Source organism: Ferrimicrobium sp. (assembly GCF_027364955.1).
Taxonomy (GTDB): Bacteria; Actinomycetota; Acidimicrobiia; order Acidimicrobiales; family Acidimicrobiaceae; genus Ferrimicrobium.
Genome location: NZ_DAHXOI010000039.1, coordinates 1 through 13338, shown reverse-complemented (window position 1 = coordinate 13338; position 13338 = coordinate 1). Strand labels below are relative to the sequence as shown.

Annotated in this window: 11 protein-coding genes, 2 tRNA genes and 1 other RNA gene; 5 read left to right on the top strand and 9 right to left on the bottom strand. The window is 56.3% G+C overall.

From position 1 onward, the window contains the following. Nucleotides 1-276: 276 nt before the first annotated feature. The 3 genes from M7Q83_RS13160 to M7Q83_RS13150 form a co-directional block, all read right to left on the bottom strand. Nucleotides 277-1470, bottom strand: coding sequence for a glycosyltransferase (locus M7Q83_RS13160; protein ID WP_298339741.1), 1194 nt, complete (start codon nucleotides 1468-1470; stop codon nucleotides 277-279). Between the two features lie 121 nt (nucleotides 1471-1591). Next, complete coding sequence (locus M7Q83_RS13155; protein ID WP_298339738.1) at nucleotides 1592-2527, bottom strand: glycosyltransferase; 936 nt, start codon at nucleotides 2525-2527, stop codon at nucleotides 1592-1594. A 415-nt stretch (nucleotides 2528-2942) separates the two neighbouring features. After that, the gene (locus tag M7Q83_RS13150) at nucleotides 2943-4121 is read right to left on the bottom strand and encodes an acetyl-CoA C-acetyltransferase (RefSeq protein WP_298339735.1); all 1179 of its coding nucleotides are present in this window, start codon (nucleotides 4119-4121) and stop codon (nucleotides 2943-2945) included. An 83-nt stretch (nucleotides 4122-4204) separates the two neighbouring features. Between M7Q83_RS13150 and ccrA the strand changes: the two genes are divergently transcribed. Beyond that, nucleotides 4205-5572 (top strand): crotonyl-CoA carboxylase/reductase, encoded by a 1368-nt coding sequence (ccrA, locus tag M7Q83_RS13145; RefSeq protein WP_298339731.1) that lies wholly within the window; start codon nucleotides 4205-4207, stop codon nucleotides 5570-5572. Next, nucleotides 5569-5976 (top strand): methylmalonyl-CoA epimerase, encoded by a 408-nt coding sequence (mce, locus tag M7Q83_RS13140; RefSeq protein WP_298339728.1) that lies wholly within the window; start codon nucleotides 5569-5571, stop codon nucleotides 5974-5976. Before ccrA ends, mce begins: the two co-directional genes overlap by 4 nt. Here mce and recR read toward each other — a convergent pair whose 3' ends face one another. From recR to ffs, 3 genes are all read right to left on the bottom strand, one after another. Continuing rightward, complete coding sequence (gene recR, locus M7Q83_RS13135; protein ID WP_298339725.1) at nucleotides 5977-6570, bottom strand: recombination mediator RecR; 594 nt, start codon at nucleotides 6568-6570, stop codon at nucleotides 5977-5979. Nucleotides 6571-6573: 3 nt separating this feature from the next. Further along, a complete protein-coding gene (gene dnaX, locus M7Q83_RS13130) occupies nucleotides 6574-8742 on the bottom strand; it encodes a DNA polymerase III subunit gamma/tau (RefSeq protein WP_298339722.1) in 2169 nt (722 codons plus the stop codon). 63 nt (nucleotides 8743-8805) lie between these two features. After that, nucleotides 8806-8904: signal recognition particle sRNA small type (gene ffs / locus M7Q83_RS13125), an RNA gene on the bottom strand. Nucleotides 8905-8976: 72 nt separating this feature from the next. On the opposite strand from ffs, the gene M7Q83_RS13120 reads away from it, so the two are divergent. Further along, nucleotides 8977-9061, top strand: a tRNA-Ser gene (locus M7Q83_RS13120). A gap of 117 nt (nucleotides 9062-9178) precedes the next feature. On the opposite strand, the gene M7Q83_RS13115 is transcribed toward M7Q83_RS13120, so the two are convergent. The 3 genes from M7Q83_RS13115 to larB are packed head-to-tail and all read right to left on the bottom strand — an operon-like array spanning nucleotide 9179 to nucleotide 12046. Continuing rightward, the gene (locus tag M7Q83_RS13115; RefSeq protein WP_298339719.1) at nucleotides 9179-10123 is read right to left on the bottom strand and encodes an aldo/keto reductase; all 945 of its coding nucleotides are present in this window, start codon (nucleotides 10121-10123) and stop codon (nucleotides 9179-9181) included. Next, nucleotides 10123-11346: a LarC family nickel insertion protein gene (locus tag M7Q83_RS13110; protein WP_298339716.1), complete on the bottom strand. Its 1224-nt coding sequence runs from the start codon at nucleotides 11344-11346 to the stop codon at nucleotides 10123-10125. The genes M7Q83_RS13115 and M7Q83_RS13110 overlap by 1 nt, the downstream gene beginning before the upstream one ends. Before the next feature lies 1 nt (nucleotide 11347). Then, a complete protein-coding gene (gene larB / locus M7Q83_RS13105) occupies nucleotides 11348-12046 on the bottom strand; it encodes a nickel pincer cofactor biosynthesis protein LarB (protein ID WP_298339713.1) in 699 nt (232 codons plus the stop codon). Between the two features lie 44 nt (nucleotides 12047-12090). Between larB and pheA the strand changes: the two genes are divergently transcribed. Together pheA and M7Q83_RS13095 are read left to right on the top strand one after the other, a co-directional pair. After that, on the top strand, nucleotides 12091-13026 hold the full coding sequence (pheA, locus tag M7Q83_RS13100) for a prephenate dehydratase (protein WP_298339710.1): 936 nt from the start codon (nucleotides 12091-12093) through the stop codon (nucleotides 13024-13026). A 49-nt stretch (nucleotides 13027-13075) separates the two neighbouring features. Continuing rightward, a tRNA-Ser gene (locus M7Q83_RS13095) sits at nucleotides 13076-13162 on the top strand. Nucleotides 13163-13338: the final 176 nt, after the last annotated feature.

The following is a 13338-nucleotide window of genomic DNA, read 5'->3' as shown; positions in this document are numbered from 1 at the left end:
ATGCTAGCTTGTGGACCGATTGACTTGAAGCTGCCCTACGAGACGGCATTTTCATCCACATGAATGTCAGGAGAGCCGGTTTTTATTCCACGATCCCCCGCCCAACCAGCTGGTCAAGTCGGCAACACGCTAACACCTACCATTGCTACCTTCCCCGCCCCTAAGGGCCCATGCCTCTCCTAAGTACATATCCAACTATCTCAGACACCTAACGTTACCACGGAAATCATGCCTCAATAGCCTTCTACAGCCGAGCCATCGGCCAGTGGAACCCTATCAAACACCTTGGTCTACCATAATGCGTTCTTTAACACCAATCAATTCCTCCTCGACAACGCTATTCACCCTTGCCGTCCTATCAAGAGGCTTTACTAGAACACACCTTAACTCCCACCCATCAAGGACAGCCATCGAGGCCAGATTCCACTTCTGGATACCATAATCCTCAGGTTCAGACGACGCACCAATGAAATACTTAATGGAATCCGGAATCCAGAATGAAACATGCGTAGGATCTGCGATGGCAACTGCTGTGGGGAACAACGGCACGCGGATCTCCAGCGTACCTGTAGGCTCGAGAACCCTCCATGCCTCATTCATGACATGGATCCTAACCTGACCAGCAGGAATTTGCTCCATGACATGAGAGGCGTAAATACACATCATCAGACCGTCCCCAAGGGGCCAGACCCCATCTTCTGCCCTTCTTCTGAGGTCCCCAGTACCGTGAATTGGATCAAGATTCAACCAACCCTCGCGGCAATTTGATCCACCACCAATCTCCAGCTTCCTTCTATTATGCTGCAAACCTAGCCGACCACTACTCAGTTCAGGAGTATCACAAAGAACCCACTTCTCTCGGAAGGAGTCGTTGTTCAAGCAGTATGCAGTATAATCCCCATACCCACCTTTTGTCGCATGAAACAGATCGAACTCACCCGTCACTACTCGAAATCCACGGGAACGAGCGGCAAAGCAAATCTCAGCATCATAACCATGAAAACCCGTATAATGTACTTCGTCAAATTGTAACTTCCGAGCCACATCAGGTGACAACGCCAAAAAGCAGCCGTCTACCATATCAACATCGACGTCGAAACAACCATCGCCAACCACTTGACGCGTCTCCGCTATTGAGCCCTTGATATCTCCCAACCACCAACTCAACGTCTGTACACCAACAGCTCCAACAGCTCCGACTACCCCAACCGATTGATCGAGAAATATTTTCCTCAATTTTTCCACCACATGTCGATCACGCATTTCAAGATCTTGATGCACGAGGATCACCCCCTCCAGCTCAGGTAGCTCTCGAGCCTGCTGGAGTACGGCGTTATAGGCTGCGTGAATCGAAACCTGATTACGCATCTCGATCAGCACGCTATCATGGAGATCTCCAGCTAATAACGACCGTAAAGCAATCTGTTGGTAGGCGGACTCGTCGCCGATGCAAACTCCGACAACAAACATCAATATACCCCATTCAAGTCACACGGCAACTAACTTATACAAGCAGCTACAACTCTTCTTTCTTGACACGAACCCATGGTCGACCCAAAAAGTGCAGAATCACTTCTTTATTACGGAAATACTACATAACGGCGGATGAATCTAAGAAACCCACAGTCGCGAGAGCCTCTATCCCCCATCGCTCTACAAATTTCTCCTTATCGTGAACCACAACATCATGAATCCACTCCTCCAGGTTGCAATTACCACCGCCAACAGTGGCAGAGAACTCATGAGCAATCAGACTTTCAGGTACCATTTGTGGAGGCTTGCCGAGCTGCAGTAGTTTCAGGTATAAATCAGAATCTTGAAACCATATCCGCAACTCTGGGTCAAATAACTCATCGGAACTATGAGCAAATTGATCGAGATAATTAACGTCCAATGCGAAGCACCATGCGGCAAAGTCCTTCCGCATCAGGCTATCAGTAAGCGGAAATACTACCCAAGCACCCTGTTGGAGTGCCTTTCGCAATGGGGCCCACCATCCAGACTTGAATACTACATCATCATTCACAACAACTACATATCTTGTAGTGCAAGCACGGATCCCAGCGTTAACCGGATCTGAAAACCCTTGGGCACTCTTTCCATTATCTACAACTACTAACTGAAAGGGCGCATCAGTAGTCTCATAGAGCGACCGATAAAATCGCCCAAACCGCCGTGAACTAGCATTTAGAGTCGGAACAACCACCGTCAAATCCAAAGGCATGCCTGGATCAAGTATGGATGTATTGGGAGTATCCACTACTAAAAGTGCAGAAATATTTCCTGCACCCTGATTCCCCATCCTCTGTCTTTTCACAAAATTTACCGCTAATTCGTCGATCAAGTCAGTAGCAGTTGTAGCTGGACCGAGCTGCAATCCGAAGAGAGAATGATCTCCAGTCAGAAAGCATACAGTAGACGATGTTTGATCCGCGGTCAAATGTGGTACTTGAATCGATGCGAGGCTAGTGAAATTCTTGAGTTTGGTGGCAAACTGCAGAACATCCTCATAGCTGATACGAGCCAACGGGGCAACTGCTATAACGACCTCCTCACCTCCTACCGCAGCCCTCGCAAGTGCCTCAACTCGGTTATCTCGTGGGTCTAATAGCTGTATGGGCTCAACCCAACTTGAGAACAATGAGTTTGATGTCAGGGCGTCCCAGTACTGAGCTCCAAGCGGATGGAGGCCAATAGCCCGAACAAACTCGAGTTCGCTCCTATGGGCAAGCAACACGCCAGCGAAGGCCATGACATCTTGCGAACTGACGAACGAATCGCAAATTACGACCAGACCAATCCTCATGATCCAATCTTCGGCTCGACTCAAACGTTCTTTAGCAGGTGCCGACGACGAGCACCTGATCAAGCTTGCCTACACAGAGACAAGGCACCCGTCTAACGAAAAACACACCAACCAAATGATCTCGTGTCGGCGACGACTAGACACGGATAAGCAGTGCATCCCCCTGACCCCCACCCCCACAGAGAGCGGCGGCCCCAACGCCTCCGCCTCGCTCGGCGAGCTCTGTGATCAGCGTCAGGGCAAGACGAGCGCCGGATGCCCCGATCGGGTGCCCCATTGCAATAGCACCTCCGTTGACGTTCACGACGTCTTCACTAATGCCGAGATGATCCATGGAGGCGACCGCAACCGCAGCAAAGGCCTCGTTGATCTCAAAAAGATCGACATCTCCGACACTCATCTTGGCACGTCGCAGCGCATCGTTGATCGCATTGGAGGGCTGGTGCAGCAGCGACGTATCGGGACCAGCTACCTGGCCATAGCCAATGATCTCAGCGAGTGGTGTCAAGCCCAACTCCTCGGCCTTCGCCGGTGACATCACGATCAGCGCTGCAGCACCATCACTGATCTGAGAGGCGTTACCCGCCGTGATGGCTCCGTCTTTGCTAAAAGCAGGTCGCAGTTTGCCAAGTGACTCCATCGTCGTCTCCGGACGGACGCCCTCATCGGTCTCAATGATCAGATCATCACCTTTGCGCTGAGGAACTGCCACAGGAACGATCTCCTTGGCCATTCTTCCATCCTTGATCGCCTTAGCCGCGCGTTCATGAGACAGCATCGAGAAGCGATCCTGTCGTTCTCGAGGAATCGGAGTGACCTGCAGATACTGCTCGGTTGCGAGGCCCATGGCCATCTTGTCGAACGCACAGAAGAGCCCGTCATAGAGCATCGAGTCGATGAGCTGAACATCACCCATGCGAAAACCGCCCCGCGCCCCGGGGAGGAAGTAGGGGGACTGGGTCATGGACTCCATGCCACCGGCCACCACGATGTCAGCCTCCCCAGCCCTAATCATGAGATCCGCTAGGTGCAGACTATTGAGACCAGAGAGACACACCTTGTTGACGGTAGTGGAGGGCACCGTCATTGGTATGCCAGCACCAACAGCAGCCTGTCGCGCGGTGATTTGACCCTGTCCAGCCTGGAGCACATGCCCCATGAACACATACTCAACCATCTCTGGTGCCAGGCTGGCGCGAGCGAGCGCACCTTTGATCGCGATCGATCCGAGCTGCATTGCTGTCAACGATCCAAGTGCGCCTGAGAGCTTCCCAATAGGGGTTCGTGCTCCTGATACGATTACAGAATTTGCCATCGTGCGTCCTTTCTTCGTACTTCTAGTATACGAGAGACTCCTCATGCATCAAGAATCCTCCTCCTTGCTGGTAGCATACGAGGATGACAACGGAACTCATCGATGCCATCCTCGCCAACGCGAGCGGAGAGGAGTTGGCCCAGCTGCCCCTCCCTGACCACTATCGAGCCGCCTTTCTCCGCAAAGACGAGATCTCGATGTTTGAGGGGATCCCGTCAGCGGACAGAGACCCTTCACGTTCGTTACACGTCGACGACGTTCCCGTGCCCGAACTCGCCCCAGACGAAGCGGTCATAGCGGTGATGGCCTCATCGATCAACTACAACACCGTCTGGTCCTCACTCTTTGAGCCGGTGCCTACTTTTGACTTCCTAAAGCGCATGGGCCGGTCGCACAACCTCTGGAACCGTCGCCATGACCTCGACTACCACGTGATTGGCTCCGACGCCTCAGGCATCATCGTTCGAGTCGGCTCCGCGGTACGGAACTGGAACGTCGGCGATCGCGTGACGATCCACTGTAACTACGTCGATGACCAAGATCCCTCCTCTCACGATGACTCGATGTTGGCCACCGAGCAGCGGATCTGGGGCTTTGAGACGAACTTTGGCGGACTTGCCGATTTTGCCATCGTCAAAGCCAACCAGCTCATGCCAAAACCTGCTCATTTGAGTTGGGAGGAGGCAGCAGTCAACCCGTTGTGCAACTCCACCTCCTACCGTATGATCGTCTCCAAGAATGGAGCACACATGACCCAAGGTCAGGTGGTGCTGATCTGGGGTGCAACCGGCGGGATCGGCAGCTATGCCGTCCAATATGTACTCAACGGTGGTGGCATCCCGGTGGGAGTCGTCTCATCCCCCGGAAAGGCAGCCCTGCTGCGTGAGATGGGCTGCGAATACATCATCGATCGTTCCGCTAATGGGTATCGCTTTTGGAAGGATGAGAACACCCAAGACGAGAGCGAGTGGCGACGTTTTGGCAGCGATATTCGCGCCCTCGTCGGAGAGGATCCAGACATCGTCTTTGAGCATCCTGGGCGCGAGACGATGGGGGCCTCCGTCTATGTCGCCAAGCGCGGCGGGTTGATCATGACCTGTGCCGCTACCACTGGCTATCGCATCGAATACGACAATCGTCACCTCTGGATGAAGCTCAAGTCCATCAAAGCCAGCCATTTCGCTAACTATCGCGAAGCCTACGAAGCCAATAAGCTCATCGCCAAAGGTAGAGTACAACCAGTGCTTTCTGCAACCTTTGACCTCGAACATGTAGGCCGAGCGGTCAATGTCGTACGCGCGAACCTTCACGAAGGCAAGGTCGGCATCCGTTGTCTGAGTCCCGCCGATGGACTCGGCGTCACCGATCAGGCCCTTCGCGACCGTGTCGGCGAGGACAAGATCACCCTCTTTCAACGATTTGCTCGCGCCAAGACCGTGGAGAATACATGAATACGACCGAGATTGACCACGTGGCTATCGCCGTTGCCGACCTCGAAACGGCCATCCAACACTACGTCGCCCTCGGTGGTCGTGTCGTACACCGCGAACGCGTCGAATCTGACGGCATCGACGAGGTGTTGCTGCAAGTGGCTGACTCCTATATCCAGCTCGTCTCGCCTTATGACCAATCCTCAAGTGTTGCCCGGTTCCTCCAACGGCGTGGCGAGGGACTCCACCACATCGGCCTACGAGTTCCCGACTGCGCCGCGGCCATCCAGGAGCTCGAAGCGGAGGGTTTTGAACTCATCGACCACGTGCCACGCCCTGGTTCCAGAGACACGCTTGTCGCCTTCGTGCATCCCAAGAGCGCAAACGGAACGTTAATTGAGATCGTGCAGGAGCAACAGCACTAACTACAGGCGATAACGTCCATCGAGCGCACGTGACAAGGTCACCTCATCGACATAGTCGAGGTCGCCTCCAACCGGCACCCCCGTCGCCAGCCGAGAAACGCCAACCCCAGCTGGGCTGACAAGCTTGGCAATATAGGTCGCCGTCGCTTCCCCCTCGATTGTCGACGAGGTAGCCAAAATAACCTCCTTGACGGAGGTATCACGCAAGCGGTTGAGCAGCTCACTGAGGTGTAGCTGTTCCGGTCCTACGCCATCCATTGGGCTGATCACACCGCCAAGCACATGATACAACCCGCGAAAGGACAGGCCACGCTCGAAAGCGAGCACATCTCTGGGTTCCTCTACCACACAGATCACCGTCCGATCACGGCCTGGATTCGCGCAGACGCCACAGAGCTCATCTTCACTGAGTGCAAAGCATTCTCGACAGCGCTTGGTATTCGTCACTGCGTCCGTCAGTGCATCCGCTAGCCGCTGCGCATCTTGTGGCCCTCGCTTGACCATGAAGAGCGCGATTCGTTGCGCCGACTTGGGGCCGATGCCGGGCAACCGAGAAAGCTCATCCATGAGCTTTGCCAAGGAGGCAGGATACATCGTCTAGAGCTCCCCCTGAATCAATCGTGCTCCTGGAAAGACCTCGGTGACATTAGCAACGATCGCATCATCACTAAAACGCTGCGTCGGTACCGAGGTGGTGAACTCCTCGTCATCAGCCTCGGAGATCAGCTCCTCAGGTGAGTCTGTTAGCCCATCAGAGCGGTTCGCTGTCGCTGGATCTGTCTCGCTCTCTAGCACGAGTCGGAAGTCCAGCTGTCCTCCGTAGAGTTGACGCAGCAGAGCAATGATCTCGTTGAGGTAGGGCTCAAGCTTCTTACGCCGCGTCTCATGATCGAGGACGATGCCTATCTCCCCCGCGCCCAAAACCGTCAGCCGAGTATCACGGATCCACGTGCGGATATTGCGCTGTTGCAGCGCGGGAAGATAACGCTCAAGCCACTCAGCCTGGATCAACGTACGCAACTGATCTGTGGCCGCTAGATCAAGCGCGCCATCGGGCCCCTGCAAGGCAGTCGGTTCCAGGTGCCCCTCATCACTCCCCTTGTCGTTCCGCGTTGCGAGCTCCGACTCATCGGTCAGTGGGGTTGTGACCTCTTGGATCGTCGCCATTGATGGTGCTCGCGTCGTTTCCGTGGAGTCTGCCTCCATTCTCCCTACGTGGGTCCCGTCTCGATGTTCCTCCGACGAGTCACCGAGGGTTACCGAGTCACTCGTTTCGGCGACGACGTCATCCGGAGCCACAGCTGGAGTCCCAGTCTCCTTGGACCCAGTCTCCTTGGACCCAGTCTCCTTGGACCCAGCCTCAGGCGCTAGTCGTCTCTCTTGCCCAGTGTCCCCTTCGCGGCGAGGGAGCAGTGAATCTGGCGTCTGCGAGCTAAGGGTCTGTGGCTCTTTCGATGGAGGCTCTTTCGATGGAGGTTCTGTCATCGGAGGTTCTGTTGTTGGAGGTTGGCCAGCTCCCGAACCGACAGACGCTGGCGAGTTAGGCCGACTAGAAGGTCGGCCAATCGCGCCACGAAGACGTGCGAGATCACCACTTGGAGATTTTGAGGGGCCAACGTCTTCCCGAGAAGGTCGTCGCACCGCCTCCACACTTTGGGACCTGCTATCGCTTGTGGCTAGCTCGCGTGATGGCGGCATGGGAGTACTTGAGCCGAGCGATTCCTCGAGTCGTCGGACCCGCTGTTCGAGATCAGCGCCGCTAGCCGAATCCGCCACCAACTGCACAAGGACTGCCTCAAGTACCACCCCCGGATCCAGGGCATCACGAACACCGATACTCAAACGTCCTAAGGTCTCCATTGCCCGCGTTATACGAGCAAGTGGGTACTCCCCTCCCTCGCCACGAAGGGCTGCGAGAAATTGCTCCTTCAGACGAACCAAGAGCTCGGTGACGACCCAGAGAGGATCATTGCCTGACTGCAAGAGCTCCTCCACCGCCAGCACCGTTGCACTGGCATCAAGTTCCAGCAAGCTCGCCACTGCCAGCTCTATGGATGCGTCGACCTCTGGAATGACCTGTCCAAGCGCCAAGACCTGTTCAAGAACGGAGAGGGTATCTCGGGCCGATCCTCGTCCCCGCCGAAGAACCCACTCACGGGTCGCCGTATTGAGCTCAACCCCAGTACGGTTCGCAATATCATCGACAACTTCGCCTACCGCTGACATGTCCAATAGGTGGAACTCAAAATGCTGGGTTCGTGAGACGACCGTTTGGAGTACCTTTTGCGGGTTTGTCGTCGCCAAAATAAAAATAACGTGCGGCGGTGGCTCCTCGAGTGTCTTTAACAGCGCGTTCGACGCAGCAGTGGAGAGCATATGAACCTCATCGATGATGTAGACCTTCCATCGACCTGTCCCAGCCGTGGCGACGGTCCCAATCAACCATCGCATCGCATCTACACCAGAGTTCGAGGCAGCGTCAAGCTCCTCAACCTCCCCCGAGGCTCCCGACGCAATCGAGACGCACGACGCACAGGCAAGGCACGGTTCACCATCAACCAAATTTTCACAGTTCAATGCCTTGGCAAGGATCCGAGCGGTCGATGTCTTTCCTGTACCTCGTGGCCCTGAAAACAGGTAGGCGTGGCCGACAGAGTCTGAGGCAACAGCCGCTCGCAGTGCCCTCGTGACGTGATCCTGTCCAAGCACCTCCGAGAAGCGTTGGGGTCGAAACCGCCGATACAGGGACTGATAGTTCGCGGACACGACGCCATCCTAATGTCGGCAGCTCCCCCAAAACGCCTGTGCTCCAAGGACCGTGTCCATCACGGAGGTCAGGCGACCCACGGTACCCGAGATACCTTGCTGAGGGCTGCTGCCTTCCGACCCTGACCCGGTTCACGAGGTCCCGCCACGTGGGGCCCGACCTCCGTGATGGACACGGTCCAAAGAAACTATAAGCTAGTGTAGCACGCTCGGAACCGAACGGTTCTGAGACCTGGAGGGGTGCGAGAGCGGCCGAATCGGCGCGATTGGAAGTCGCGTGTGGGGCAACTCACCGTGGGTTCGAATCCCACCTCCTCCGCGCCTGAGCCAAGGGGTCACCAACGGCCCCTTGGCTTGAGCAACTCGTTCCTGGCCTTAGTAGCTCGGCTCGTCCTTGGCCATCAACAAGATGATGACCGCTGCACTCGTCTCTCGCTCAAGCTGACGGCGTGCTTCCTGCAGCACAGAGCGACCGTACTTCGCTCAACTCATCAGCCGTGAGTGCATGGCCCTGGGTGGCGACGTTGCGTTCAACCTGCGCCCTTGAGGTGGCCCCGGCAATCACGGAACTTACCTGCGACTCACCGAGCAAGTAGGCAAAGGCGAGATCCAAAAGCTCCATTCCATGGTCATGCGCATAGTGATCAAGCTTCTCAATCAGATCCCACTCAGCGTTGTCGAGTTGCTGAGGGCGCGAGGCGAGTCGTGTACCAGCGACCGGCGCCACCCCCCGGTGAAACTTCCCCGTCAACAAACCTGAGGCCAATGGATAGAACGGCAGGATACCCACACCATACTTACTGGCCGCTGGTATCAGCTCATCCTCCACCGTTCGTTCCACCATCGAGTAGTGGTTTTGCGCCGAGATGAATCGCTCAGCGCCTAGCGTTCGCGCGATAAGCTCAGCTTCCACGAGTTGCCAACTGGCAAAGTTTGACGATCCAATGTAACGGATCTTGCCCTGATGGATCGCATCGGTAAGCGCTGCAAGCGTCTCCTCGATCGGCGTGAGTGGATCAGGTTGGTGCAGCTGATACAGATCGATGTGGTCAGTCTGTAGGCGGCGAAGAGAGGCTTCAAGCGCCCTCATAAGATAGCGCCGAGATCCACGTGCGACATCTCGATCACCCATGTCCATGCCGAACTTGGTAGCAAGAACGATCTCATGTCGAAAGGGTTTGATCACCTCTCCCATGATCTCCTCCGAGGCACCGTTACCTCCGTAGATATCAGCGGTGTCAAAGAGGGTGATGCCGGCCTCGAAGGCGGCAACGAGCACCTCCTTCGATGCCTCAAATTCAAGCCGACCACCAAAGTTATTACAGCCGAGGCCAACCTCTGACACCCGAAGACCCGACATCCCTAACTGACGAAACCTCATCACTCCTCCTTGTTCACTATTACCTGGTATTTGGTCTGCTGCGAAGTTCGTTCCGCACTACTGACACCGATCGACCGGTAGGCGCCCATCACCCGGTCGTGCAGTTCGCCAAGAGGCATGTCGAGCACTTGCGCTACCCGGCGCAGATCCTCGAACTCTGGCTTCGCACCAGCTGAGGTGACCTTCACCATCACCAGGTGACCCTCGACCTCCACCTCCTGAAAGGAGGGGACAAGACGACGCCGCTGTTGAAGACGAAATCGAACCCCTGGAGTTCTGAGCAACCGTTGCACGCGGGCGACCATCGCATCCATCTCCGTTGGCTTCACAAGAACAGTAAGCAACACCCCAGGACGTGATTTCTTACCAGTTGCTGGCGTCATGTACGCATCGAGTGCACCAGCATCCAAACTCTCTTGAATGCAATTGCCCAACAGTTCACCGCTCACATCATCGAGGTAGGTCTCCAGCACCCCAACGGTCTCCACGAGAGCAGCGTCACCGACCAGATCGTCAACGAGAACCACCTGACACACGTTTGCTAGCCCTGGAGTATCCCGTGTACCTGCCCCATAACCCACGCCAGCGATCACGCCGTCGCCAGATCCATGAGGAAAGAGCGCAGCCAGCGCGGCCAGTAGAGCGGCACCAGTGGGCGTCACGCTCTCCTCGCCTGGTGCGACGACCACCCGCAACTTTGCCTTGGCAAGCAGCGACAGTACAGCTGGCCCTGGGAGGGGCAGTTGGCCATGCGCCATCGCAAGTGAGCCAAAATGAACGCCAATTGGCATAATCGAGACGGCGTCAATACCAGCCCGAGCGCAGAGGTACGCGGTTCCCACCAAATCAACTAACGTGTCGACCGATGCCAGCTCGTGGAGGTGCACTGAAGAGCCATGGACCTCCTCCTCTGCCGTTGCCAACAGGTCGAGCGCCTTGAGGGCTATGCGGCTACCTGTCGTCTCATCGAGGAGCTTCTTCACCCAGGACTGCAACTCGTCAAGTGAGAGCTTGGGTGCGCTTTCTTGAATATTGACCAAACAATGGGTTGCACGCAGGGAGGATCGATCGACGGACTGGAAGTCGAGGGAACACCAACTGATTGCATTCAATGGCGCGAAGAGTGCCTCCAATGCTTCGAAGGATTGCGTCGCACTAGCCAACGCAGCCATCAGCATGTCACCTGCCACGCCGTGGGCCGGGTTGATCACGAGCGTACGCACGTTAGCGTGGCTCGGTTCCCAAGATACGAAGGGCGGCACATGCGGCACCAAAGCCGTTATCGATTCCCATCACCATGAGACCCTGCGCACACGACGCGAGCATCGAGGCCATGGCCGTCTCTCCTGCACGCGCGACTCCGTAACCGACTGACGTTGGTACTCCTATCACCGGCTGCGCAACCGATGCAGCAACCACGGTGGCGAGCGCACCCTCGAATCCGGCGAGCACAATGAAGACCTCTGCGTCAGAGGCCTCGTCTAGGGCCACCATCGTCCGTTCGATCGCACTCACCCCACAATCGAGAATCAATCGTGACCTCACCCCTAGCGCGGTGAGGACCGCCTGTGCTTCGAGTGCCATCACCCGATCAGAGGATCCTGCTGCAAGGATGGCAACCCTTGTCTGTTCGCCCAAATGCAGTGGACGGGCGACCAAGGTGACGTAAGGACTTCCCTCATCGATCGGAGGGAAAGCGAGCCAATCCGCACGATCAGCGACAAGTGCGAAGCGGCTGGGATCGAATCGAGTGACGAGTACGGGGCCCTCGCCCTCGAGCGCAAATGTAACCATCTCGACGAGGGCAGCATCACTCTTACCGGTGGCAAAGATCGCCTCGGGAATCCCAATCCTTGCCCGGCGTCCAGCATCGAACCAGCCAAAGTCACCCCGTCGGAGCCCATCTGTTGGATTTTCATGCACCCTTTGAGCCTACCGGGCAAGGTGACTCCGGCTAGTCTCCTCCTATGGACGAACCTCACCCTGTGCGTATCGCCTACCTCGGGCCCGTAGGGACCTTCACCGAGGAGGCATTGATCGAATTCATGGGAACGCGCAACTACAACGGTCTCCCGCGCCCCACTATCGAGGACGTCCTCTGCGATGTCGCTGCTGGGAACTGCGACTATGGTTTTGTGCCGATCGAGAACTCGATCGAAGGAACCGTAACCCCAGCCCTGGACGCACTGATCTTTCGCTTTCGACTCCACATCTATGCGGAGTTCATCCTCCCCGTTCGCCAGCAGCTCATCGCTACCAAGGGTGCCAAGCTCGAGGATATTGGCGCCGTCTATTCGTACGCCCATGCCCTCGCACAGGTGGGCCGTTTCCTCCGAGATCAGCTGCCAAAAGCCGAACTCCACCACACGGATTCAACAGCTGAAGCGGTCCGAATTGTCGCCGATACGAAAACGAAGTCGATCGCCGCAATCGGGCCGAGACGTGCCGCAGAGCTCTACGGTCTCGATGTACTTATCGCCGACATCGACGACCATGCCGCCAACTCCACGCGTTTTCTCCTCTTGAACAATGACACGATCCCACAGCCGACCGGACATGACAAGACGAGCATCGTCTGCTTCCAAGTCGAGGATCGTCCAGGCTCCCTGCTCTCGATCCTGGCGGAGATCGCCTCTCGTGGTATCAGTCTTACCAAACTAGAGTCTCGTCCGACCAAAACTGGGATCGGCATCTACTGCTTCGCGATCGACTTCGAGGGCCACATCGCTGATCAGTCTGTCCAAGAGGTGATCAGTGATCTCAATCGCTACTTAGGCCATGTCAAGTTCCTGGGATCGTATCCCACCTTCAACGATCGGCATGCTCGTCCAGAACCCCAGCCAACCCCTGACCCGCTGATCAGCGAACTCCTCGGACAGATCGAAGCGACACCCACTCACTGACACAAACGCGCTGCCTCCCTTGCCGAGGCTCTAGTATGTCTTTGCGCGCGGAGGGATGGCAGAGCGGACGAATGCGAAGCACTTGAAATGCTTTGGGCCAAAAGCCTCGTGGGTTCGAATCCTACTCCCTCCGCCACTCGCCTTGCATCAAGTCACAACAGCCCCCTGAAAACGAGAGAGAGCTGTGCGGGGAAACCCCGCACAGCTCATCTCAGGCGCTGTTGCTAGGTGACTACGCCGGTGCTCCAGGTCCCGCCGGTGCTCCAGGTCCCGCCGGTGCTCCAGGTCCCGCCGGTGCTCCAGGTCCCGCCG

Coding starts and splice junctions, on each gene's coding strand:
- M7Q83_RS13115 (WP_298339719.1), bottom strand. CDS start 10,123: ATGAGGTTTCGTCAGTTAGGGATGTCGGGTCTTCGGGTGTCAGAGGTT.
- ccrA (WP_298339731.1), top strand. CDS start 4,205: ATGACAACGGAACTCATCGATGCCATCCTCGCCAACGCGAGCGGAGAG.
- M7Q83_RS13160 (WP_298339741.1), bottom strand. CDS start 1,470: ATGTTTGTTGTCGGAGTTTGCATCGGCGACGAGTCCGCCTACCAACAG.
- mce (WP_298339728.1), top strand. CDS start 5,569: ATGAATACGACCGAGATTGACCACGTGGCTATCGCCGTTGCCGACCTC.
- M7Q83_RS13150 (WP_298339735.1), bottom strand. CDS start 4,121: ATGGCAAATTCTGTAATCGTATCAGGAGCACGAACCCCTATTGGGAAG.
- pheA (WP_298339710.1), top strand. CDS start 12,091: ATGGACGAACCTCACCCTGTGCGTATCGCCTACCTCGGGCCCGTAGGG.
- recR (WP_298339725.1), bottom strand. CDS start 6,570: ATGTATCCTGCCTCCTTGGCAAAGCTCATGGATGAGCTTTCTCGGTTG.